Annotated in this window: 20 protein-coding genes; 3 read left to right on the plus strand and 17 right to left on the minus strand. The window is 69.7% G+C overall.

The genetic code is table 11. The features are described 5' to 3' along the window. Positions 1–431: 431 nt before the first annotated feature. Positions 432–644, plus strand: coding sequence for a hypothetical protein (locus AB0J71_RS32925; protein WP_364417742.1), 213 nt, complete (start codon positions 432–434; stop codon positions 642–644). Positions 645–904: 260 nt separating this feature from the next. Here the strand turns inward: AB0J71_RS32925 and menC are convergent, their stop codons facing one another. The 10 genes from menC to AB0J71_RS32975 form a co-directional block, all read right to left on the minus strand. Then, complete coding sequence (menC, locus tag AB0J71_RS32930) at positions 905–2,011, minus strand: o-succinylbenzoate synthase (RefSeq protein WP_364417745.1); 1,107 nt, start codon at positions 2,009–2,011, stop codon at positions 905–907. After that, a complete protein-coding gene (locus tag AB0J71_RS32935) occupies positions 2,008–2,751 on the minus strand; it encodes a GNAT family N-acetyltransferase (RefSeq protein ID WP_364417748.1) in 744 nt (247 codons plus the stop codon). The genes menC and AB0J71_RS32935 overlap by 4 nt, the downstream gene beginning before the upstream one ends. Next, entirely contained in the window at positions 2,735–4,276 is a 1,542-nt protein-coding gene (locus AB0J71_RS32940; RefSeq protein WP_364417750.1) for a helix-turn-helix domain-containing protein, read from the minus strand. The genes AB0J71_RS32935 and AB0J71_RS32940 overlap by 17 nt, the downstream gene beginning before the upstream one ends. Before the next feature lie 8 nt (positions 4,277–4,284). After that, positions 4,285–5,640, minus strand: a complete 1,356-nt coding sequence (locus AB0J71_RS32945) for an amidohydrolase family protein (protein ID WP_364417752.1) — start codon at positions 5,638–5,640, stop codon at positions 4,285–4,287. 128 nt (positions 5,641–5,768) lie between these two features. Continuing rightward, the gene (locus AB0J71_RS32950; RefSeq protein ID WP_364417754.1) at positions 5,769–7,445 is read right to left on the minus strand and encodes an ABC transporter ATP-binding protein; all 1,677 of its coding nucleotides are present in this window, start codon (positions 7,443–7,445) and stop codon (positions 5,769–5,771) included. After that, entirely contained in the window at positions 7,432–8,253 is an 822-nt protein-coding gene (locus AB0J71_RS32955; protein ID WP_364417756.1) for an ABC transporter permease, read from the minus strand. Before AB0J71_RS32955 ends, AB0J71_RS32950 begins: the two co-directional genes overlap by 14 nt. Then, positions 8,250–9,191, minus strand: a complete 942-nt coding sequence (locus AB0J71_RS32960; RefSeq protein ID WP_364417758.1) for an ABC transporter permease — start codon at positions 9,189–9,191, stop codon at positions 8,250–8,252. Before AB0J71_RS32960 ends, AB0J71_RS32955 begins: the two co-directional genes overlap by 4 nt. Position 9,192: 1 nt before the next feature. Next, positions 9,193–10,743, minus strand: a complete 1,551-nt coding sequence (locus tag AB0J71_RS32965) for an ABC transporter substrate-binding protein (RefSeq protein ID WP_364417761.1) — start codon at positions 10,741–10,743, stop codon at positions 9,193–9,195. A gap of 348 nt (positions 10,744–11,091) precedes the next feature. Next, positions 11,092–12,315: a serine hydrolase domain-containing protein gene (locus AB0J71_RS32970; RefSeq protein WP_364417763.1), complete on the minus strand. Its 1,224-nt coding sequence runs from the start codon at positions 12,313–12,315 to the stop codon at positions 11,092–11,094. A 229-nt stretch (positions 12,316–12,544) separates the two neighbouring features. Then, positions 12,545–12,937 (minus strand): hypothetical protein, encoded by a 393-nt coding sequence (locus AB0J71_RS32975; RefSeq protein ID WP_364417765.1) that lies wholly within the window; start codon positions 12,935–12,937, stop codon positions 12,545–12,547. Here AB0J71_RS32975 and AB0J71_RS32980 point away from each other — a divergent pair. Next, a complete protein-coding gene (locus AB0J71_RS32980; RefSeq protein ID WP_364417767.1) occupies positions 12,900–13,469 on the plus strand; it encodes an amidohydrolase family protein in 570 nt (189 codons plus the stop codon). The two genes, AB0J71_RS32975 and AB0J71_RS32980, sit on opposite strands and share 38 nt — an antisense overlap. A 107-nt stretch (positions 13,470–13,576) precedes the next feature. Here the strand turns inward: AB0J71_RS32980 and AB0J71_RS32985 are convergent, their stop codons facing one another. Genes AB0J71_RS32985 through AB0J71_RS32995 form a run of 3 tightly spaced genes read right to left on the minus strand, consistent with a single transcriptional unit; the run spans position 13,577 to position 16,691 of the window. Then, on the minus strand, positions 13,577–14,935 hold the full coding sequence (locus AB0J71_RS32985; RefSeq protein ID WP_364417769.1) for a M1 family metallopeptidase: 1,359 nt from the start codon (positions 14,933–14,935) through the stop codon (positions 13,577–13,579). 52 nt (positions 14,936–14,987) lie between these two features. Beyond that, positions 14,988–15,212, minus strand: a complete 225-nt coding sequence (locus tag AB0J71_RS32990) for a GNAT family N-acetyltransferase (RefSeq protein ID WP_352321281.1) — start codon at positions 15,210–15,212, stop codon at positions 14,988–14,990. Between the two features lie 51 nt (positions 15,213–15,263). Next, complete coding sequence (locus AB0J71_RS32995; RefSeq protein WP_364417771.1) at positions 15,264–16,691, minus strand: serine hydrolase domain-containing protein; 1,428 nt, start codon at positions 16,689–16,691, stop codon at positions 15,264–15,266. Between the two features lie 355 nt (positions 16,692–17,046). On the opposite strand from AB0J71_RS32995, the gene AB0J71_RS33000 reads away from it, so the two are divergent. After that, positions 17,047–18,075, plus strand: a complete 1,029-nt coding sequence (locus AB0J71_RS33000) for an alpha/beta hydrolase (protein ID WP_364389368.1) — start codon at positions 17,047–17,049, stop codon at positions 18,073–18,075. A 49-nt stretch (positions 18,076–18,124) separates the two neighbouring features. Here AB0J71_RS33000 and AB0J71_RS33005 read toward each other — a convergent pair whose 3' ends face one another. From AB0J71_RS33005 to AB0J71_RS33020, 4 genes are all read right to left on the minus strand, one after another. Next, entirely contained in the window at positions 18,125–19,021 is an 897-nt protein-coding gene (locus tag AB0J71_RS33005) for a PaaX family transcriptional regulator C-terminal domain-containing protein (protein WP_364417773.1), read from the minus strand. 177 nt (positions 19,022–19,198) lie between these two features. Continuing rightward, entirely contained in the window at positions 19,199–20,326 is a 1,128-nt protein-coding gene (locus AB0J71_RS33010; RefSeq protein ID WP_352329454.1) for a serine hydrolase domain-containing protein, read from the minus strand. Further along, the gene (locus AB0J71_RS33015) at positions 20,326–21,528 is read right to left on the minus strand and encodes a saccharopine dehydrogenase NADP-binding domain-containing protein (RefSeq protein WP_364417775.1); all 1,203 of its coding nucleotides are present in this window, start codon (positions 21,526–21,528) and stop codon (positions 20,326–20,328) included. The genes AB0J71_RS33010 and AB0J71_RS33015 overlap by 1 nt, the downstream gene beginning before the upstream one ends. Continuing rightward, on the minus strand, positions 21,521–23,086 hold the full coding sequence (locus tag AB0J71_RS33020; protein ID WP_364417777.1) for an NAD(P)/FAD-dependent oxidoreductase: 1,566 nt from the start codon (positions 23,084–23,086) through the stop codon (positions 21,521–21,523). Before AB0J71_RS33020 ends, AB0J71_RS33015 begins: the two co-directional genes overlap by 8 nt. Positions 23,087–23,495 lie beyond the last annotated feature (409 nt).

The raw sequence follows: 23,495 nt of genomic DNA on the forward strand, positions 1-23,495 counted from the left end.
CAGGCGAGCCGTATGGATGCCGGCCTCGGCCACGATCTCGTCCATGAGTTCGGTTCGGTGCGTACAGTCGAATGTGATGGACACCCCGTGACGGTGCTCGATGTGGGCGGCGGCCTCGCGCAGGAGCTGTTTGGAGCGCTTCGGGGTCAGGGCTGCGTAGGTCGAGATTGCAGGCGACCTGTCGGGCCACGACCACGGGGTAGTTCGGCCGTACGTCGAGCTTCGACACGGCGGTGTGCAGCCGAACGTGCGCCAGTTTGGGAACTTCCCATCCCGGTCTCGGATCAGACAGCGCGCTCGGCAGTCCGCTGCCTCCAGATCCATCACGAGGTTCTTGAACATCTGAAGCACCCAACTCGCGGTCGGGTGGGAGGCGACGCCACTGGGACCGCAACGATTATCCGGCCCACGGCGTCGAACTCGCCGACGACGTGTGCGCGGGCTTCGGACTGAAGAGCCGCCGGGTCCGGACCGTCGCCGGCCACGACTCGACGGACGTCAAGGACGTCACACCGACGGAGATGCTGTTCGTCCCCAGCAGGGACGGGATTTCACACAACGAGCGCGAGTTCACCACCGACGACGACATGGTGGCCGGATCGTCGGCACCCACCGGCGTCCTCGAACGGCTCTGCGCCGCATGACCATACGGCCTGCACTATCGTCGGGGTGCGGGCTAGCGTGATCGCCTTGGGCGGTGGCCGCCTCCGCAGTTGACGGCGGCGGCCATGGTGCAGCTTGGGAGCGGGGTGGTCCGCGCCTGCGTAGGATCCACGGCGCCCCATCCGGCCCACTTCCCGTCGCCTGGCTACCGGGCATGGCGAGGAGGGGGCCACAGACGGGCGGCCCCTTGACGACGACACGGGTGGATGCCGCGTCCAGATCAAGGGGCCCGCGACGTGACTCAGGGTGTGATCCACTCGGTGGAGGTGGTCAGCCGCGCCAGGGAGGCGGGGTCCGGCGTGATGCCGATGCCGGGAGCTGTCGGCACTTCGAGGTGGCCGTCGGCGAGCGAGAAGGGCTCCGTGATGTCTTCGGTGTAGTAGCGCGCGGTGGCGCTGATGTCGCCGGGCAGCTGGAATCCAGGCAAGGAGGCGAGGGCGAGGTTGGCGGCCCGGCCGAGGCCGGTCTCGAGCATGCCGCCGCACCAGACGGGCACACCGTGGGCCTGCGCGACATCGTGGACGCGCCGGGCTTCCAGGTAGCCGCCGACCCTGCCGGGCTTGATGTTGATGACCGAGCAGGCCCCCTGCCGCAGCGCGGTGGCGGCGTCGTGGGCGGAGGTGATGCTCTCATCCAGGCAGAGCGGCGTCTCCATCGCCGCGGCCAGCCGCGCGTGCGAGTGCAGGTCCTCGGGCGGGAAGGGCTGCTCGACCAGCAGCAGCCCGAACTCGTCCAGCCCACGCAGATGCCGGATGTCCCCCGGGCGATAGGCAGTGTTCGCATCCACGGTCAATGGCACGGACGACCCGAACGTCTCCCGGACAGCCCGGACCGGCTCGATGTCCCAACCCGGCTCGATCTTCAGCTTGATCCGCAGGTATCCGGCGGTGAGGTACCTGTCCACCAGGCCCAGCAGATCGTCGATCGTGTCGGTGATCCCCACGGACACGCCCACGGGCACCCGGCGCCGCACGCCGCCGAGGTAGGCGCTCAGACACATCCCCGTGGCCCGCAACGACGCGTCCAGCACGGCCGTCTCCACGGCCGACTTGGCCATCGGATGCCCCCTGAACCCGTCGAGCGCCACCGCGACCCCGGCCGGATCGAGTTCCCCCATTGCGAACAACTTGGGCAGGAAGAGCCGTCTGATCACGTCGGCGGCCCCCGCGAGGTATTCGGGGCTGTAGCTGGGTTCGTCGTCGGCCACGCACTCCGCCCAGCCCTCCCCGAGGCTGGTCTCCAGCCGCAGGATGAGCGCGTTGCGCACCGCTTGGGTGCCCAGGGAGGTCCGGAACGGGGTCACCAGGGGCAGGGACACGAAACGCAGCTCGGCGGCGCTCAGCTTCACGAGATCTCCAGGGGGTCGAGGAGGTACCAGCCGTCACGGGTGAACCCCGTCACCCGGTAGCCGGCCGCGAGAGCCGTACCGAGGGAGTCCCGCAGCGCCGCCCGCCACGCGCGGGCGAGGCCCGGGTCGGTCTTGCGCAGTCCCTCGATGTCGGCGGGCGTGGCACAGCGTGCCGGCTCACCGGTGGGCGACGACGAGATCAGGTCCTCCGTGAGCAGGTCGACTCGGCGCACCTCCTGCGGCGGCTGCGGCGGGTCCGAGATCCATCGCACGAACAATCTGTCGGACGCGTCGCCTTTGTTGATGCTGTCACTCATCGCCCCGTAGAAGTCGGACAGGTATGCCTCGGCGACGGCTCCCAGCTTGGTCAGATTGAAGTAGGCGTTGCGCCGGATCAACGGGTCGAACGTCCAGGTGATGTCATCGAGTTCGTGGCAGGCCGCCCAGCCCTGCTGATGTCGTTTGAGCGCCATGCCGATGCCCTGGCCGTGCCTGCCGGGGGCGACCCCGGTGATGTGGGAGTGCAGGCCGCCGTCGGCGGCGCGGAATCCGACAGCCACGCCGACCAGAGCGTTCCCATCGTAGGCGCCCGCCACGTAGCCGCCGGTGTAGGCCAGCGCACGCATCATGTCCAGGGCCATGGGCGGCGCGCCGCAGGGCGTGCCCCACACCTCACGTAGCAGTTCGTCGGCCGCCCGCAGGTCGGGCAGCCGCACGAGGGATTCAATCCGCAATTCCATGTCGTTCCGCATCTCCATGCGCGCTGTCGGGGCGCGGCGTCGGGTTTCGGTCGGGACTACGGCGCATCCTGAGCTGGATGACCAAGGCCAGCCGCGTGTCGGGGTCGTCGAGGTCGATCAGTTCGCTGATTCGCCGCAGCCGGTAGCGCAGCGTGTTGGGGTGCAGCGACAACATCTCGGCGGCCCGCGGTACGTCGAAGTAGGAGGCGAACCACGCCCGCAGGCTGAGCAGGTATTCGGTGCCGTGCGTGGCGTCGTGTTCGGCCACCAGCGACAGCGGCTCCCCGGTCAGCGCCGGACTGCCCCGCAAGGCCGTGCCCAGCTCAGCCAGCAGCAGCGCGGGGGCCAGCTCCTCGTACCTGCCGGCGGCGCCGCGGCCGAACGGACCGTCGAGCACGCTCAGGACCGCCTCGGCCTGGCGCGCGCTCTCCGGCGCTCCGGCCAGCGAACGCGCCGTGCGGCCGATGCCCGCCCGCGCGTCCGGACCGAGCCGGGAGACGACGTCCTCGACGATCCGGTGCAGCAGCGGAGCGCCGGAGCCGGTGGCGACGACCGCGTACGCACGTCCCTCCACGACCCCGGCGACCGCTCTGATCCGGTAGGCGGAGAAGGCCGTCCGCAGCAGGCCGCCGGCGTGGATGGCGTCCACGGGCCCGTCGTGGCGGCTGATCACGATGACTGTGACCGGCTGGTCCAGCTCCAGGCCCAGCGCGACCGCGAGGTCCTCCAGCGGCCCCTGCCCGCGCAGCAGCGCGCCTAGTTGCTCGGCGCTGCGGCGCCGTACCTGGTCGGCGGCCAGGTTGTAGCGTGCCAGGTGCGGAGCCGCCGCGACGGCGGCCTCGGCCAGGATCTCCGCCGCGTCCGGGGCGAGCGGCCGGTCTCCCTCCACCGCCCAGATGGTCCCGATCGCATCCCCCCTGGCCCGTACGGCGATCGCCAGCCGGGGAAGGCATTCGGCGGGCACGTAGCTCCAGATCGCGGAGTCGGTGCGCAGGACCGCCGCGTACTCCTCGGCGTTGGTGGGGTGCGCGGGCACACGGAGGCCGAGGATGCCGTCCCGCCGCAGGTCGTCGATCCGCTGGTCCTCGATCGTGGAGTAGGCGAGCACCCGCATGGACAGGTCCTCGATTGTCACCGCTCCGCCGATCCTGGCCGCGATCTGGTTGGCCAGCGCGAACAGGTCGCCAGGCTCTCCCGGGGGCGCGTGGCCCACTACGGCGAGCGTGGTGTCGATCAGCATGTAGAGCCGGCCCCAGGAGACAGTGGGCGCGGCCAACAGCAGCGCGATGCCCGGCTCGCCGGCGACCGGATGTCTGGTGACGACCGCCGCGACTCCCGCCTTCACCGCCCGCGCCACCAGGTCGGGCTCGGGATGTCCGGTCACCAGGAGCATCGCGCCCTCGATCAGCGGCTCGGAGGGGTCATAGATCACCGGGACGCTGACAGGCACGTCGGCGCCCGCGGGCAGCGCGACAGGCCGCACCACCTCGGGGCCCAAGGTCTCCAGCAGCATCCCCAGGCTCACCCGGCCGGTCATGGACGGTTGTGACGCAGGATGCGCCCGTGCCTCCCCCCGGTGAACTCGCCGTCCTCGATCACCGGACAGCCGGCCAGGAAGACGTACCGGACGCCCGTGGGCCGCACATCCGGCTTCTCATAGGTTCCGGCGTGACCGATGGTCCCGGGGTCGAACACCGTGATGTCCGCGATCGCCCCCGCTGCCAGCCAGCCGCGGTCCGCCAGCGCGAACTGCGCCGCCGTCGCGGAGGTCATCTTGCGGATCGCCTCCCGCAAGGGCACGACCGCGCCTTCGCGGACATGGGTTCCGAGGAAGCGCGGAAAGGTCCCGAACGTACGCGGATGGTTGGGGCCGATCGGCGGGCCGGAGTCCGAGCCGATGCTGACCAGCGGGTCGGCCATGATTTGGGCCACATCGTCTTCGTGCATCGTGTGGAACACCCCCTCGGCGTCGGGGTCTCCCATGATCAGGTCGCACAGAGCGTCCCAGGGGTCACCGCCCAGGCCGGCCAGCGTTCTGCCGGCGATCGCCGGATCGCGGTGCACCAGGATGGTCACGTCATCTGGATGGAGTTCGCGCCAGAACCCGGATCCGGTGCCCCGGGAGGGGTCTTCGGCGGCTCTACGCAGCGCCGCTCTCGTGGCGGGCTCGCGCAGCCTGGCCAGCAGGGCGTCCTGGCCGCCCTCGCTCGCCTCGGGCGGGAGCACGGCTGTGAAGGAGGTGCAGAAGGCCTGGTACGGATACTGGTCACCGCGTACGTCCACACCACCGCGGCGTGCCCTGGTCAACTTGCCGAGCAGCATCACCGAGGAACCGTGCACCGCCCGGCCCGAGGACTTGCAGTGGGAGATCTGCAACCTGATCCCGGCTGACCGGGCCACGGTGATCGCCTCGTCCAGCGCGTCCGCCAGACCTTCGCTCTCGCTGCGCATGTGGGTGGCATAGGTGCCGTTCCAGCGTCTGGCCACGTATCCGAGGGCGATCAGCTCGTCGATTCCGGCGAAGGCGCCGGGCACGTACTCCAGCCCGGAGGAGAAGCCGAACGCGCCCGCCGCGAAGGCCTGGCCGGCCAGGTCGAGCATCCGGTCCAGACCGCCCTCCGGGAGGTTGCGGTCCTGGCCGGCCACGGCCTCGCGCAGCGTGTTGTGCCCGACGAGCAGGGCGAGATTGTTGGTCGTCCCCGCCGCCTCGGCCGCGTCGAGATAGTCGCTCAGCGGTCCGCCGGAGTATCCGCAGTTTCCCGCTATCTCGGTGGTCACACCCTGATACAGCTTGAACGGCTGTGCCTCGTCCAGGAACGGCACCTCGTCCGAGTGGCTGTGCGGATCGACGAACCCGGGGGCGACGGCCAGGCCGGCCACGTCGATCACGCGCCGACCGGCCAGACCGGGACCTACTCGGGCGACCCGTCCGTCACACACGGCTACATCGGCACTTCGGCCCGGTGTCCCGAATCCGTCGAACACTGTGCCGCCTCGCAGCACCAAGTCGTACATTTCTACCTTTCCAAAGATATTTCGCTCGAGGAGACGAGTCGGCGGGTGTAGGGGTGTTCGGGGGCGTCCAGCACCCGTCCGGTCAGCCCCGACTCCACGACCTGACCCTTCAGCATCACGACCAGCCGATCGGTGACCTGGCGCACCACCGCCAGGTCGTGCGTGATGAACAGCATGCTCGTGCCCAGCTCGCGGTTGACCCGCCGCAGCAGCTCCAGGATGTGCGCCTGCACCGACACGTCCAGCGACGCCACAGGCTCGTCGCAGACCAGCAGCGCCGGCCGTACGGCCAGCGCCCTGGCGATCGCGACCCGCTGCCGCTCGCCTCCGGACAGCTCCGCAGGTTTCCGCCGGGCGTAGGCGGGCGGCAGGCCCACGAGCTCCAGCAGTGCCTGCGGGGTCATCCGCCCTTCGGGAGCGCCCTGGCGGGCCGCCTCGGCCAGCGTCGCGCCGATCGAGCGGGCCGGGTTCAGTGAGGTGTAGGGATCCTGGAAGACGCACTGCACGAGGCGGTGCCGCGGCCCGGCTCCCAGGTCGATGCGCCCGCTGGACGGCGTGACCAGGCCGAGGACGCACCTGGCCACCGTGGTTTTCCCGGAACCCGACTCGCCGACCACGCCGACGCTCTCGCCCTCCGCCACCTCGAAGCTCACCTCACGTACGGCCCTGACCTGGCGGTAATCCTTGCGCAGGCCGGCGACGCGGAGCAGCGGAGGCCCGAACGTGGGCGTACGGCCCGCGTCCTCGGTACGGTGTGGCTGCCGCTCGACCGGGAACGGGCACGCCGTCTGCCGATCCGCGCCCGCCTCCCGCAGCGGCGGCCGGGCGCCGGCGCATTCGTCCCTGGCCTGGTCGCAGCGGGAGACGAAGGCGCAAGACCCCTGAACCGCGGAGGCGGCCGGGACGCTGCCGGGGATCCCGGTCAGCCGGTCCACGGTCCGCTCGATGGACGGCAGCGCGCGCAGCAGCCCAGCGGTGTAGGGATGGCCCGGATCGTCGGCCATCGCACGGGCCGGGCCTCGCTCGACGATCCGTCCCGCGTACATCACCGCGATCCGGTCGCACAGGGCGAAGGCCACGCGCAGGTCGTGGGTGATCAGCAGGACCGACATGCCGCGCTCGCGCTGGATCCGGGCAAGCAACCGCATGATCTCGTCCTGGATCGTGGCGTCGAGCGCGGTCGTCGGCTCGTCGGCGATCAGCAATTCGGGGTCGCGGGCCAGCGCCGCCGCCAGGGCGACCCGCTGGCGCATCCCGCCGGAGAGCTGGAACGGATACCGCTTGAGCACCGAGGGGTCGTCGATGCCGACCTCGGCGAGTCGGTCGGCGACCTCGCCGCGCCCGGCACCGGGCAGCGACTCGGCGATGTGCTGCCCGGCGGTCCGCAGCGGGTTCAGCATGGCGAACGGGTCCTGCATGAGCAGCCCGACCCTGCTCCCCCGCAGGCCGCGCAGCACTCCCTCGCCCGCGCCGATGAGCTGCGTGCCGCCCACGGTGATCGAGCCCGTGGCGGTGACGCCGTGCGGGAGCAGGCCCACGACCGCGCGTGCCGTCAGCGACTTGCCGCTTCCCGACTCCCCCACCAGACCGAACGTCTCACCGGCCCGGACCCGCAGGTCCACGCCGTCGACGATCAGCCGGGAGCCGTACCTGACCTGAAGCGCATCAATCGCCAGCACGCCCGGCTCCCTTCCTGTTGAACTGCTCGAACAGCCCGTCACCGAGCAGGGTCGCCGCGATCGCCGCCAGCGCGATGAGCACGGCGGGCGCCAGCGCGGCCCACGGGTTGAGGTCCAGGAGGGCGCGGTTCTCCTCGATCATCAGCCCCCAGTCGGGTGTCCCCACGGGCAGCCCGATGCCGAGGAACGACAGACCCGCCAGTGAGACCAGCGCGACCACGAAGGTCATCAGCACGTTGGCCAGCACCGTCGGGGCGAGGTTGGGCAGGATGTGCCGGAACATGATTGTCCGTGACCGCAGCCCCAGCGTGCGCGCGGCCTCCACGTAAGCCAGCTCCCGCTGGGCGAGCGCCAGGCTGCGGATCACGCGCGTGTCGAACGGGGCGTACAGCACGATCAGGGCGGCGATCGACCAGCCGTACCCGCCGCCCATGATGCCGACCAGCACGATCAGCACCAGCAGTCCGGGCAGCGCGATCATCAGGTCGGCCACCCGCATGAGCACGGCGTCGGTCCAGCCCTTGTGGTAGCCGGCGACCAGGCCGAGCGTGGTCCCGAGCGCCGTGGTGCCCACGGCGACGACGGCCGGCCCCCACAGCGCGGTGCCGGCCCCGGCCAGCAGCCGCGAGAACACGTCCCGGCCCAGGTCGTCGGTGCCCAGCCAGTGCCCGGCGCCGGGTCCGGTCGGCCCCAGCGCGATGTCCTGCCCACCCGGTTCGTACGGCGCCAGCCAGGGCCCCGCGACCGCGGCCACCACCAGAACCGCCAGTACGACCGCCGAGGCCCAGAGGGTGATCCGATCCCTCATGGCTCCATCACCCCGTGCCGGACCCGGGCGTCCACCGCGAGGTAGGCCAGGTCGATCAGGAGGTTCACGGCCACCACGATCGAGCCGCCGAGCAGCACCAGAGCCTGGACGAGCGGGACGTCCTTCTGCCCGACGGCCTGGATCAGCAGGGAGCCGAGTCCCGGCAGGCTGAAGATCCGCTCGACGAAGACGGCCCCGGTCAGGTAGGCGGCCAGCGTGAGCCCGCCCACGGTCAGGATCGGAAGCGAGGCGTTGCGCAGCGCGTAACTGATCCAGATCCGCGACCGGCCGAGCCCGCGCGCCCTGGCGAAGGTCAGATAGTCCTGTCCCGCCAGGTCGAGCGCGGCCGCGCGGGTCTGCCGGATGATGATGGCTGCCTCCCCCGCGGCCAGTGCGATGGCGGGCAGCGTGAGGTGGGCGAGGCCGCCGGTGCCGTAGACCGGGAACCAGCCCAGGGCCACGGCGAAGCCGTACAGCAGGATCAGGCCCAGCACGAACGACGGGATCGACGCGGCGACCAGCGCGGCGGTGCTGATGCCCTGGTCCACCGCGCTGCCCCGGCGAAGGCCCGCGATCAGGCCGGCCGGGATCGCGACGATCAGCGTGAGCGCCATCCCGTAGACGGCCAGCGCGGCGGTGACCGGCAGACGCTGGCCGATCACGGAGGTCACCGGCTCCCGGGAGTAGGAGGAGGTGCCGAAGTCGCCCTCCAGGGCCTTGCCGAGCCAGTGGACGTACCGGACGGCGACGGGCTCGTCGAGCAGATACTCCGTCCGGATCGCCGCCCGGGTCTCCGGGGTGGAGGGACGGTTGCCGAGCAGGACCTGCTCGGGGCTGCCCGGCGCGGCGGCGAGCAGCGCGAAGGTGAGGACGGACAGGACACAGAGCAGGAGTCCCGCCGCCGCCGCCCGTTTGCCGATGAAGGACAGGATGGCCACGTCAAGCCACCGCCGGACGGATGGCGCTGTACACGTCGACGGTCCAGGCGCTCAGTTCGGCGGTGAACTTCTTGTTCAGCGTGTAGGGCTGGTCGATGCAGTACAGGGGAATGTAGGGGACCTGATCGGCGACCTCGGCCAGCACCTCCGTGACCAGCTCGGCCTTGGCCGGGCCGGTGGCGGCCAGCGTCTTGCCGAGCCGCTCGTCCAGTTCGGCCGAAGCGTACATGGAGAAGTTCCAGCCGCCCTCCGTGACCGAGGCGCGGCTGAGCAGATCGGGCAGGACCTCGCCCGGGTCGGGCGTGGAGTAGCCCAAGTCGGCGAAGTGGATGCCGACGCGGTCGTGGGACATCAGCCGCGCCCGGAAGGCGTCTTCCGGCTGGTTGTCCAGGGTGAGCTTGATCCCGATCTTGGCGAGGTCGGCGATGATGGCCTGGATGACCAGCGGATTCTCGACCGGGGCGTAGGGCACGGTGATCGAGAACCCGTTGGGGTAGGCCGACTGGGCCAGTTCCGCCTTCGCGGCGGCCAGGTCGTGCTTGTAGGTTCTCAGCCGGCCGGTGGCCTGCTCCACCTGGTCACCGTAGAGCGTCGTGAGCTGGGGGGTCGTCAGCAGTGCCGGGATGAGCTTGCCGTGCCCGGCGGTGCCCACTCGGGCCAGCGCCTCCCTGTCCAGGGCGTGCGCGACGGCGCGCCGTACGTGCACGTCCTTCAGCGGCCCCGCCGTGACGTCCAGGGACAGGAAGGCCAGGTTGTTGGAGGGATAGAAACCGGTAGTGACGCCGGTCATGCTGGTCCACTTGCGGATGTCCGGGATCGGGACGTCCATGGTCCCTTCCACGTCGCCCGAGGCGATGGCCAGGCGAAGCGACTCGGGGTCTTCGATCGCCTTGACCTCGATCTTGGACAGGGCGGGCTGCTTGCCCCAGTAACGTTCGTTGCGAACCAGTGTGAGACCGTCGGTGATGGAGTACCGGGCGACCTTGTAGGGGCCGGTGCCGAGGGTGCCGACGTCGGGGCTGCCCAGGTCCTTGGGGTGGGCCTCGGCCACCTTGCGCGGCACGACCTGCCAGCCGATCGCGGCGGTGGACAGGAAGGTCCCGTTCGGCTGGCGCAGCACCACGCGGACCGCGCCGGGCCCGGTGGCCTCGACGCTCTTGACCGTGGTGAAGTAACTCGCTGCCTCCGAGGCGACCTTGGGGTCGAGATGGCGGCGCAAGGAGAAGGCCACGTCGTCGGCGGTCAGCGGCGTGCCGTCGGAGAACGTCACGCCGGAGCGGAGTTGGAAGTCGTAGACCCCGGGCTTGGTCTCCCCCCAGGACTCGGCCAGCGAGGGGACGACCGTGCCGGCCTTGTCCAGGGTGACCGGGGTGTCGAGCATCGCGAACTGGGCCAGGGTTGAGGCGGTGTCGAAGCCGTGCGCGATGTCGAGACTGCGGACCGGGGAGGTGTTCGCCCAGACCAGGGTGTCCTTGGCGGCGGTGGGCGCGGGGACTTGCGCGCATCCGGCCAGGAGGAGAGCGGCGGCGCACAGCGCCTGATGGATCTTCACGTGCGGCCCTTCGATGACGTTGGGGGTGTTCCGCACCGGCTCGCGACGCGAACAGCGTGGCGAGCCGATTCTCAGAGCAGATGATGGGTGGCACCGGCGTCGGCGCGAGCAGCGTGGCCAGGCGTACCTCGTGGGTGCCGTGCCGGTCAGCATCACAGCTCAGGCATGGTTTGCGGTTGGCCGGGACGCAAAAGTCGCCGCGGGCGTTTTGTTCATACGCGAAAAACGGCCGCGGGATCGGCCCGCCGTGGTTGAGCACCGCACGGTGAGCGGCGGACTAGGACGGGAGGATGGCACGTGGGAGGATCGGCTGGACGAGGAGCGCCCTCCACACGCGGGCGGGTGACTTCAGCTGGTGGCCGAGGCGTACGTCCTGGCCAGGCGTGCGAAGACTTTGTCGGCCGCGTCCTTGCCCAGATTGTTGGCCACCACCATCATCGTCACGCCGCGGGTCAGGTCGGTCCCGCCCAGCGTGTTGAAGCCGCCGTACGCGCCCGCGTGTCCCTGCCAGACACGGTCCCCGGCCTCGAAGCGGTAGCTGGCCATCCCGTAGGGATCCTTGGCAGCGATGGACTGCGAGGTGGGCGTGATCATCGCCCGCAGGGTGGCCGGCTTCAGGAGCCCCTTTCTGGCATACAGCGCATCGATGAACTGCGCGCCGCCGAGCGCGGTCCCGGCGAACAGACCGTCGCCCCATGGGAGGCCGAACATGTCGGTCGGGATGCCCGTGTCGCCGAAGTGGGTGAACATGTCGATCCTGCCCTGCTTGGGGAAGTAATCGTAGCCGTGGGCGAAACGGGAGTAGTCCCGCTGCTTTCGCTCCATTGTCAGCACCTTGCCGTCCTCGGGCACGACGGAGCCGGCGCGGGCGGTGAAGGCGTTCACGGCGGCGGTGAGCTCTCGGTCGCCGCCCGCGCGCACGCTCAGCACGTGGGTCAGGATGAGGAATCCGGTGTTGGAGTAGCTGAAGTTCTTGCCGGGATCGACGGGAGGGCGCAGGGCGCGGGCGATCATCTGCCAGGTGAAGGGCCTCCCCGGCTCGTACTGGTCGCCGCCGGGAAGCAGCGCGGCGAGCTTGGGCGACTCATACACGTCGGGGTAGCCCCCGGTGTGGGTGAGCAGCATCCGGAGCGTGACCACGTCGGAGCCAGGTACGTCGTCGCCGATGTAGGCCGAGATCGGGGTGTCCAGGGCGAGTTTGCCCGCCTCGACCTGGTGAAGCGCGTACGTGCCCAGGAGCAGCTTGCTGAAGCTCGCGAAGCCGAACAGCGTGTCGTCGGCGACGGGCGTGGGCGGGTCGTCGACGGCCTTGCCGTGCTTCCCCGACCAGACGAGCCGGCCGTCGCGCAGGATGACCGCCTGGACGCCCGGGTTTCCCACCTTGGCCGCGCTCTCGGCCAGGGCGGCGTCCAGCAGTCGGGCCAGGTCGGTGGCCGGGACGACGGTGGCCGAGGTGTCCGGGGCGGCGGGGGTGGCGGCGGTGGCGACAGTCGGGGTGGCGGTGAACACGCTGGCGAGTAACCCGGTGAGGCCGGTCAACGCCAGGAACCCTCGTGCTGTGATGGTAGGCATGGGGAATCGTTCCTTTCGGGGGAGGTGCAGCAGCAAGAGAGCGGGACGATGACCACCTGCTGCACCTGGCTGAACACGCCATCAGTGTGGGAGCGGGTTCGTCACCCGGCGTTGGATGGAGCGCCAAACTCCGCGGGACCGGAATTATCCGATCGGCCAATGCGGGATCCCGGTGGCAGCTGAGTTGCGACGAGGTTCCATGGGTCATGCACGAGGTGATCGCCTGTGCTCACGCGTGAGGATCTATCGGAAGATGGACGCCCGGCGGCGGTCCCCTCGGCGATCCGAGGATTGAGCAACGGCGAGATCGCCGCCGCGTGCACCTTCGAGGCAGGCACCGTGAAGACGCCTCACGTCCGCAGGTCTGCCGCAGCCCATGGGTCGGGGGGATCACCTGGAGGCATCGCCCGTCCTCGTCCACCACGCGGCCATAGATCTTCACCTGCCGAAGGATCAGCCGTCGTTCAGCGACGGCAACGCCGGGAGACAACCTCGCGGCCCGGATCAGCAACTCCTCCAGATGCTCGAAGGAGTGCAAATTGACGATCAGGGCGAGATTGGTTGAAGCGGTCACAGCCGCGCACATGCGGGTTTCCGGCCAGGTCGCCAGGCGGTTCCCCACGGCACGCAGGTCGATGTCCGGGACGGTCAGCCAGAGCAGCGCGAGCAGGTGCCAGCCGGCCAGCCGCCGCGCGACGTCGACGCGGAAGACGATGTCATCGTTGCGTGGCTGCGTCCCGACGCTGATCACCTACCGGGCGCTGGCGGAGGTGGGCCTGCGGTACGGCCTGCCGCCCGGCAGTCATCGCAAGGTTTCCGAAGTGCTCGACCACGGGCTGCGCGCCCTGGAACTGGCTCACCGGGGCGGCATCGACATCGTCTTCGGCACAGACTTGCTCGGCGGCATGCACCCGCACCAGGCGCGGGAGTTCGACCTCCGCGCCGAGGTGCAGCCCACCCTCGATGTCATCCGCTCCGCCACCAGCGTCGCCGCGCGCCTCGTGGGGCTGCCGGGCCGCATCGGCGAGATCACGGCCGGCGCCCACGCCGACATCCTGATGGTGGAGGGCGATCCGCTGCAGGACATCACCGTGCTGTCCCGGCCGGACAAGCACCTGAAGCTGGTGTTGAAGGCCGGCCGGGTCATGCGCTGACGGCAGGCGCCCCCGGGTCACGACGTGATCGAGCCGTAGCCGCCGGGGGCGTTGAAGACCAGTACGGCTGGCGTAGCAAACGGGAAGCGCAAGCCGTACACCTAGGATCACAAAGCCGGTTTGCCGGGCTTGAACAGCCAGTCTGTGAAGAGACCGGACAAGTCATGGCCGGAGACCCGCTCCGACAGAGCGATGAAGGCGCGAGTATCGGCGTTGCCGTACTTGTGCTCCGCCGTCCACCTGCTGAGGATCTGGAAGAACGCCATGTCACCCACCTTGCCCCGCAGGGCGTGGAGGGTCATCGCGCCGCGGTAGTAGACAGGGTCGTGGAAGAGCGCCGCCGGGCCGCCGGGGTCGGCGGGCGGCGTCCTCCAGAACGCGTCCTTGGCGGGGGTGGCGTAGGCCATGTCGAAGGACGTCTGAAGGCCTCGCTCGCCGATCTTGTCCTGCCAGAGCCACTCGGCGTAGGTGGCGAAGCCCTCGTTGAGCCAGATGTCCTGCCACCGACTGGGCGTCACCGAATCGCCGAACCACTGGTGCGCCAGCTCGTGGGCGAGCAGCCCCTCGCCGGGCACCTCCGCGTAGATGGGCCTGGTCTGGGTCTCCAGGGCGTAGTCCACCTTCGGCGCGTGATCGACGATCGCGCCGGTGGAGGAGAAGGGATAGGGGCCGAAGAGCGAGGCGAAGTAGTCGAGGACGGGAGCGTGGCGCTCGGCCAGGTTCGCGGCCTTGCCGGCCAGCTTGGGGTCGACGGCGACGATGGTCCGGTACTTTCCGATCTTGGCGTCGGTCAGCCGGAACTTTCCGATGGTGACGGTTGCGAGGTAACTGGCCATCGGCTCCTTGGCGTCCCAGACGTACGTGGCGCGGTCACCGGTGCTCCTGCGCGAGATCAGGTCACCGTTGGCGACCGCCACTCTGGTACTCGGCACAGTCACCGAGAAGCGGTAGGTGGCCTTGTCGGTCATGTGGTGGTTGCCGGGGTACCAGGTCATCGCGCCCTGGGGCTCGTTGGCGTTGAACACACCGTCGCTGGTACGGATCCAGCCGCCGCGTGAGCCGTCGGGGTCCACGACGTGCTTGGGCCTGCCCTTGTAGGTGACCACGATCGTGAAGGCACGGCCCGAGGCGAGCGCCGCGACGGGCGTGACGGCGAGTTCCGTCCCGCCTTGGGTGAAGGTCGCGGGCGCGCCGTTCACCGTCACCTCGCTGACGCCGAGGTCAGCGGTCAGGTCCAGATTGAACCTGCTCAACTCCTGCGTGGTGCGCGCCTTGATGGTCGCGACGCCGCGAAGGACGTTGGAGCTCGGGTTGTAGTCGAGTAGGAGATCGTAGTGGCCCGCGTCGTAACCGCCGTTGCCCTGCCCGGGAAAGTACGGATCTCCCCCACCGGCGTCGCCAGGCGCGCCCGAGGAGGCGGAGACCGTCAGGAGGGCTGCTGCGGCAAGCGCCAGAGATCGCTTCATAGTGAACATTCGACAGTCAGATCGCTCTTGTTGCACATTTTTTCCTGTCTATCTACAGGGATGCCGAAAAAGTGACGGTGAAGCCGAGGCTCCGGTACAGGCCGACGGTGCCGGTGGGGCTTTCGGCGTCGACGTCGAGTACGGCATGGTCCAACCCGTCGGCCCGCAGTCCTCGCAGCACATGGGCCAGCAGCGTGCGGGCCAGCCCCTGTCCTTGCGCGTCCCGCCGTACTCCGACGGCGTGATGTAACCGAACGGCCCGCCGCGCAACGGCCATTCCCCTGCAGCACGTCGACGAGGACGAACCCGACGATGGATATGAACTGCGTCAGGGAGCGACGGAGGCGTACGCCTCGGCCAGTTCCTTCCAGATCTCCACAGCAGTATCGGCGTTCATGCGGTTGGCCACGACCATCAGGGTCACGCCACGCGTCAGGTCGGTCGCTCCCATCGAGCCGAATCCGCCGTACCCGCCCGGGTGACCCTGCCAGACGCGCCCGCTGACCTCGGCCCGCTCGGTGGCCATCCCGTACGTGTCGCTCTGCGCGGCCGCCTGCGGAGACGTCCTGATCATCTCTTCGATCGTGTCGGGCCGAAGGAGCCGCTTCCCGACGAACAACGCGTCGAGGAACTTGGCCCCGCCGAGCGCGGTGCCAGCGAACAGCCCGTCCCCGAACGGCAGGCCGTACAAGTCGGTGGGGATGCCCGTGGCGCCGAAAGCAGTGAAGAAGTCGACCAGCACGCCCTCCTTCTCGATGGAGTAACCGTGGGCCAGGCGACGGAAGGCTTCCTGGGACCGTTCGGCGGTCAGCGACTCGTTCGTCACCCCTGCCGGTCGGAGGAAGTGCCGGAGGTCGCGCTCGAGCGCCTCGTCTCCGCCGGACATCCTGGTCAGCACGTACGTCAGGACGAGGAATCCGGCGTTGGAGTACTCAAACCGCTCGCCGGGGTTGACTGGCTGGAAGATGCCCTTCGCCAGCATGGCGAAGGTGTAGGGCTCGTTCGGATCGTAGTGGTCGCCGCCCTCGAACAGCGGAGCGGTCTCGGGGAGCTCGTACAGGTCCGGGTAGCCGGCGGTGTGGGTGAGCAGCATCCGGGGCGTGACCAGGTCGGAGCCCGGAACGTCCTGCCCGACATAGGCCGATATCGGGTTGTCTAGGGCCAGGACCCCGCTTTCGACCTGGCGTAGGGTGTACGCGCACAGAATCAGCTTGCCGAAGCTGGCGAAGCTGAACATCGTCGAGCCGGTGACCGGCGCGGGCGGGTCGTTGATCGCCTTGCCGGAGTTCGCCGACCAGATCAGCTCGCCGTCGCACATCGCGACCGCCTGGACGCCCGGATCACCGAACTCCGCGGCCGCCCTGGTGAACGCCTTGTCCAGGGCAACCCGAACCGGCCCCTCCCCGACTCCGGCCGCCGCCGTGTCCTCCGGAGGAACGCGCTCGCCCGCGGGCAGGCTGCTTTCCGACGTCTTGACCATTGCTGTCCTTCCGTGGGGTCTGCGGTTCTCTTCTTGGATGAGTTCGCACCAGTGTGAATCCGGTCCTATGACTGAGCTTTGGCGGGAGCGCCAAGAGTCCAGCCACACGAGTGACGCAACCGCCAAACTCCGCAGATTTCGCAGCGTCCGGCTGCCCTGGTCACGGAGCCGGTCGGAGAAGCCGCCGAGATCAAGGTTGACGGCCAGCGCGGTCGCTCTCGCCTCGGCTGTCTCGGCGAGCCGATCGGCGCGGGCGAGCACGACGACGGGCCACATGAGCGGCTCCGCGCGCCCGGACAGAAGCCCAGCCGCGCGGGACAGAGCGGCGAGAGCCGCTGCCCGTCGCCGTCCTCCGGCACCCAGTCACACTGACCACGCCAGGCGCGAAGATGGCGCGAGGTCGGCGTAGGCGCGACGCAGATCCAGCAGCCTGCCGAGTTCAGCGTCCGCTACGACGTCCACCGCATGACGGAGGTGTCCTCCTCGCCCGACGAGGAGTATCTGATTTCAAGTTCAACGGCCACCCCTACTTCAACATGCGCCTGGAGGTGCGCGGCGACATCTCCATGTCAGTGGAGACACGCAGCACTTCGTTAGTTCTGCATACTATCGTAGCTGTTACGATAGTTTCATGAAAGCAAGACGTTGGGTCAAGCGACTCTGGATCTCCCTCGCCTGCGTGTTCGCCCTGGTGGCCGGGCTCGGGGTGTGGGTCGTCGTGCAGAACGACTTCGCCGTGCGCGAGGTGCAGGTCACCATTCCCGGACCGAAGCACCCACTGAAGGCGGTGCTCGCCCTGCCGACGGAGGGGGAAGGGCGGCGGGGACTGGTCGTCTTCGCTCACGGGGATGGTGAGGCGGACGCCTCCCGGGACGGGTTCTACCGGCCCATCTGGGAGGCGTTCGCACGTGCCGGCTACGCCTCGCTGTCCTGGAACAAGCCCGGCATCGACGGCGCGCCGGGGAACTGGCTCCACCAGAGCATGAGCGATCGCAGCGCGGAGGTGGAAGCAGCGCTGGACTGGGCCAAGAAGCAACCGGAGATCGACCCGAACCGGCTGGGCCTGTGGGGGATCAGTCAGGGTGGCTGGGTGCTGCCCAAGGTGGCGGGAGAGCGTACCGACCTGCGCTTCATGATCCTGGTCGGGGCGGCGGTGAACTGGTTGCGGCAGGGCGAGTACAACCTGCGGACAGAACTTCGTGAGCAGGGCGCACCGGAAGCCAAGCTCGACAGCGAACTCCGTCGGCGTGCCGCTCAGATCCGCCTCCTGGAGAAAGGTGTCGGATATGACCAATACGTCGCCTCCGGTCTGGACAACCCGCCGATGAGCAAGGACCGTTGGGGGTTCGTGCTCAAGAACTTCCGCGCCGATGTGACCGACCAGCTGCCGAAGGTACGTACGCCGACGCTTCTCGTACTCGGGGAGCTCGACCGCAACGTCGACGTCAAGGAGACCGAAGCCGCCTATCGAGCAGGCGTCCCCCGGGACCTGCTCACGGTCGCGAACCTCCCGAACGGCTCCCACAACGCGGTCAAGAACGAACTGGACAACCCCGACAGCCTTTGGGCCGTGATCACAGCCGTCGCCGCGCCTCGCTCGCTCTATGTGCCCGGCTACCTCGACATGCTCACCGAGTACGCGAAAAAGCACGGGCGCTGACCACGAAGGACCACGGACCAGAGCGCTCGCGCCGGTAGGCGGCCGCCGCCTACCGGCGGGCCTCTGCCGTGCGGGTCATGTCGTCGTAGAGGCGGAACACGCGGGTGCTCTCGCGGCTGGCCGGGGCGGCGGCCTCGGCCAGAAGCGCCCAGCACTGGGCCAGGAGCGCCCGGGCCTGACCGCCCGGCCAGGGCTGAGGGAGCAACTGGGGAGGCAGGAGGGGGTCGGGCTCTATGGCGCGGGTGAACTCGGCGGCCAGCTCCACCGCGATGGTCAGCCGTTCCGCCTCCGACAGACCGGCGTGGTCGCGGAGGCGATCGAGGCGCGGCTCCGCGATGGCGGTGAGCCGGTGGTAGCGCTCGGCGATCTCGGCCAGGGGCCACAGGGTGCGAGCGAGTGCGGCCGGGTCGTCCTCCTCGCCCTGGCGCAGGTCCCGGGTGGTCGCGACCGTGAGATGGCCGAGAACGCCGAGGTCGCGGGCGTGGTCCTGGACGTAGGGTTCCCACGGGTTGGCGCTGATGTACAGGCCCCCCTGGATGGGAGCTCCGCCCAGGCGGGTGAGCGCGGCACGCAGGGCGTCGCGGGCGGCACGGGCGGTCTCGGGAACGGCGAAGGCGACCAGGTGCCAGGTGCCGTCCCAGGGGGCGAGCCCGGCGTCCTGGCGGAAAGCGTGGGCGACGAATTCGACGTCGAGGCCCAGCATCCGCTCTGTGGCGCCGGTGGCCCGCAGCGTCGCCTTGCGTCCTCGGCCTTCGTGGGTGAAGCGCCCTTCGGCGACCAGCCGTTTGATGCACAGGCGCACCTGTTGGTCGGTCATGCCCAGCAGGTTGCCGGTGGCGTAGAGTTCGCCCGTGTCGACCGTGAGGTCGGCGCGGACGAGCGCTTCGACGAGCATCCGGGTGGGGACCTGGACGTCGGCTCCCGGGATCTGGGGTTCGGCGGTCATGCTGCGGGCCTTTCGAGTACGGCCGGGCGGCACGCCGGGATGGCGACGCCGCCCACTGTCGGGTACGTGCGGACAGCAGGGCGCCGGGGTGCCTCACGAGAGGCTCCTCGTCTATCCGTCATTCAACTATCGAATATGCACGATAGTTGGTGCGCCCCCCTACGTGTGCGACGACCGTCATGGTCCGATGACCTTCGCCACCGCGTTCAGCAGAGCGCGATGGCGAACGTCCTTCAGGGCGTCGGCGGGCATGGCGAGCGGAAGAAAGGCGAGAGCGAGCCCCCGGCGGGGATCGGCCAGGCCCAGCGCGCCACCGATCCCCGGATGGCCGAAGGCAGAGGCGGACCCCAGCCACCAGGCACGGCTCGGCAACGCGAACCCGCACCCGAAGGCCGACGGAACACCGAGCACCCGGTCCCGTCCGGCCACCCGGGGACGAGTCACAGCACGGAGAGTGCGATCGCTGACCAGCGGAGTCCTGGTCCCCGGCAGCAGCATGGCATAGAGCCGGGCCAACGAGGCGGCGGTCGCGACGGCGTTGGCCGCGGGGAGTTGGGCGTTGAGGGTCTCCGAGCGGCGCACCCACACGTCGGGAGGCTCCTCGATGGCGCCATGCACGGTCATCGCCTGCCACAGCGGCGTCCCTCGCCGGGCGAAGATCGCCGTGACCAGGCGTACCGTGAAGGGGATCCGGGCGGCGGCGTGCACCGGCAGGGGCACGGCCCCGGCGGGGGCGCCGATGCCGATCGCCAGGTCGTGGGGACGGCAGACCAACTCGGCGAGCACCTCGCCGAGCCGCCCACCGGTGACGCGGCGCACCAGTTCGTCGGCGAGGGTTCCCCAGGTGACCGCGTGATAGGCGGGCCTGCCGACGGGCCAGCGGGGCCGCTCGTCCGCCAGGGCGGCGGCGAGCGGGCGTCCATCGAGCACGTCGGCGAGCGTGACAGGACGCGCGGGAGAGATGAGCCCGGCCTGGTGGCTCAGCAGTTGCGCGACGGTGATCGCCGACTTCCCGTGGCGACCGAACTCGGGCCAGTACCTGGTCACGGCGGCGTCGAGGTCAAGTTCGCCACGGTCGGTCAGCAGCGCCAGGCACGCGGCGGCCACGCCCTTGGAGGCGGAGAAGATCACCTGGGTGGTGTCCGGGCCGTGGTCGCCGCCATAGAGATCGACGACGGTGGAGCCGCGGTGGATGACGTGCAATCCGGCGCCGCGCTCCGCCGGGCTGTTCATGAGCGCGGCGAAGGCGTCGCGGACGGGTTCCCAGCCGGAGGCGACGTCGCCGCGGAGCGTCGGAGCGGTCATCAGGCGCGATCCACCGCGACCACGTCGCCGCTTCCGCTCCGCGGCGGATCGCAGTGGACGGCCAGCTCGGTGAAGTACCGGTCGGGGTCGAGCACCGCATCGGGCGGATGCACGCCGCAGTCGCGGACCGCCCCGTCGAGGATCTGCCCCGCCGTGAGCGCCAGCGGTATCCCGGTCGCCCTGGCCATCCCCCGAGGGGAGGCGACGAGTCGTGCGCCCACGGTGTACGGCCGACCGTGCCGGCTGCCTGTAGCCAGCGCGAAGAAGGCGGGCAGGGCGCCGGGGCCACGCAGGGAGAGCCGGCGAAGAACGGAGCGGGCGAGGGCGCCCGCGGCCGGGTCCTCGATGGCGGCGGCGGCCTGCTCCAGCGTCAGCTTCCCGCGATCGATGTCGTCGCGCAGTGCCATGAGGTACGCGGCGGTCGCCGGCTGGACCACCATGACGCAGGCCGAGTCGCCGGCGACGGAGAGGGTGGCCGACAGCGTGAGAGGCTCGGGATGGCCGACGGTGTATGCGGTGCCCTTGCCCAGTCCCGGATAGTCCAGGGTGACCGCTTCGAGCGGAGGTCGTACGGCGGGCGCGCCGGCGCTCCAGGTCCGGATCGTTCCCGACAGCTGCTGCATCCAGTGGACCGTGGCGGCGGAGACGTCGGCGGTGGCGTTCTCGACTGGGTCGTCGCCGACGAAAGGCACGTCCACGGGCCACGCGGTGAACAGATCGTCGACGCTCTCCAACTCGCGGACGGCGAGCGCGGCCAGCATGTTGCTGGTGCCCGGACTGGCCCCCGCACCGATCACGGCGGTCACTCCCGCGCCGCGCGCCTCGGCGTCGAGCGCGAGCATCTCCAGCGTCGGCTCCCAGTCGTCGCAGATGTCGGCGTAGTGGGTACGCGTGTCGATCGCGGCTTGCAGGACGGGCACCCCGAGCCGGAAGAAGGGGCCAGTGGTGTTGACGACGAGATCGGCATCGCGGAAGAGGCTGCGCAGCCCCGCCTGGTCGGTCGCGTCGACGGCGACAGGGACGAGGGAGGCGGTGCCTGTGCCGGCCAGCCGGGCGGCGAGCCGCTCGGCGGCGGCGAGGTCGCGGTCGGCGATCACCAGTTCCGCGATGTCCCGGCGGGTGGCCAGCGCCTCGACCGCGGGCCGGCCCATCGCTCCAGCCCCGCCGAGGGCGACCACGCGGCGGCCGGTCAGGTCAGTCATCGAAAACCATTCCCTTGCGGAGGTCGAGGAAGGGGAACCGGGCCCGGTCGAGCAGGTAGTTCTGACCGACTGTCCAGGGGTCGCGCTCGCCCTGCTGGGGGAACAGGTGCGCGGCGCGCTGGATGTAGGTGGAGGTCAGGCCGAGCAGCGGCCGCCTGGCCTCGCCCGAGGGCCTGGCGGGCATCGCGAGGGTGAGGCCGCGCCGTCTCATGTGTCCGAGCAGGCGGACGACGTAGCGCGAGGACAGGTCGGCGCGGAGCGTCCAGGAGGCGTTGGTGTAACCGACGCAGAAGGCGAGGTTGGGCACGCCGCTGAGCATCAGCCCGCGGTAGGCGGTGGTCTGGGCCACATCGACGGTGCGCCCGTCCACCGAGAGGTGGATCCCTCCGAGGGGGATCAGCGACAGGCCAGTTGCGCAGACGACCACGTCGGCCTCGAGTATCGCTCCCGACTCCAGCACAATCCCGTGCTCCGCGAACCGGGCGATCCTGTCGGTGACCACGGCCGCTCGGCCGGCGGTCACCTCGCGGAAGAAGTCGCCGTCGGGTACGACACACAGCCTCTGGTCCCACGGCTGGTAGCGGGGGGTGAAATGCCGCTCCAGATAGCCGGGATCCGGCAGATGTCGCAGGATGGCCGCGCGCAGGTGCCGCTTGGTCTGTTCCGGGAAACGTCGGCTCAGCCAGTAGGTCAGCTGGCTGTTCAGCACGTTCTTGCCTCGGATGACCGCGTGCGCGAGCCGCGGGGGCAGGCATCGGCGCAGCGCGTCGGCCACCCGGTCGACCTCGGGCAGGGAGGCCAGGTAGGTGGGCGACCGCTGCAACATCGTGACCTTTTTCGCAGTCCTGGCCAGCGCGGGAATGAGCGTGACGGCGGTGGCCCCGCTGCCGATCACGACCACTCGCCTGCCGGTCACGTCGAGGTCGTCCGGCCAGAACTGCGGGTGCACGAATTGGCCGGTGAAGGCGTCGAGGCCCGCGAAGTCCGGCTGGTGGCCGTGCTCGTAGTCGTAGTAGCCGGCGCAGATGTAGAGGAACGCGCACGTCCACATCCGCGCCTGCCCGTCCTCCTCGGTTTCGACGACCCACAGGGACTGTTTGGAGGACCATGCGGCGGCCACCATCTTGACGCCGCAGTGGATGTGCCGGTCGATGCCGTGCTCGCGAGCCGTCTCCTCGATGTAGCGGCGGATGCTGTCGCCATCAGCCAGCGACTTGCTCCCCCGCCACGGCTGGAAAGGGTAGCTCAAGGTGAACATGTCTGAGTCCGACCGGACGCCCGGGTAGCGAAACAGGTCCCACGTGCCACCAAGACGGGCCCTTGCCTCCAGCACCGCGTAGGTACGGCCCGTCTTGCGCAGCCGGCAGGCGGCGCCGACGCCCGATAGCCCCGCCCCGATGACCAACACGTCCACGTATCGCAATGCTTTCGACATAGGAACGTTCGTCATGAGAACGATAGTATCAGAAGTCATGTTTGAGTGGATATGAAGGTTTCGGCGGACGAGGTTCGCGGCACCGCGGGTGTGCGTCGGCAGCTTCGCTCGTTCGCCCGTCATGGCCGCACCAGGTCGCCGCACTCGGCGGCTATGAGCAGCGTGGCCTCGCCCGGGCGCCTATGCGGTATGGCCACATGACCGCTTCCCTCCGCACATGCCGCTCGATGGTGACTGACGCCGTGTGCCCAGCCGGAAGAGCCTCCGAGACAGGCACGTGACAACAGACGCTCGCGCTGGCGCCGGAGTGGTCCGCCATCGCCTCACCGTCCAGGCCTTACGCCCGGCCGGTTCGATGGATATCTGGAGTAGCCAAGCGAACTGGCTGGTCAGCTGCTTGAAGGTCGTTAAGCCATGTAAGGCAAGTAGGCCGGCCGTAGCTGCCGCGCCTGCGGATCGTCTGGAGTGGGAAGAACCGGGCAACGTGACGTTGCCAGGTCCTTGATGTTCACACTGACGGCTTGGTGTTCGT

It is taken from the genome of Nonomuraea sp. NPDC049637 (assembly GCF_040675235.1).
Classification (GTDB): Bacteria; Actinomycetota; Actinomycetes; order Streptosporangiales; family Streptosporangiaceae; genus Nonomuraea.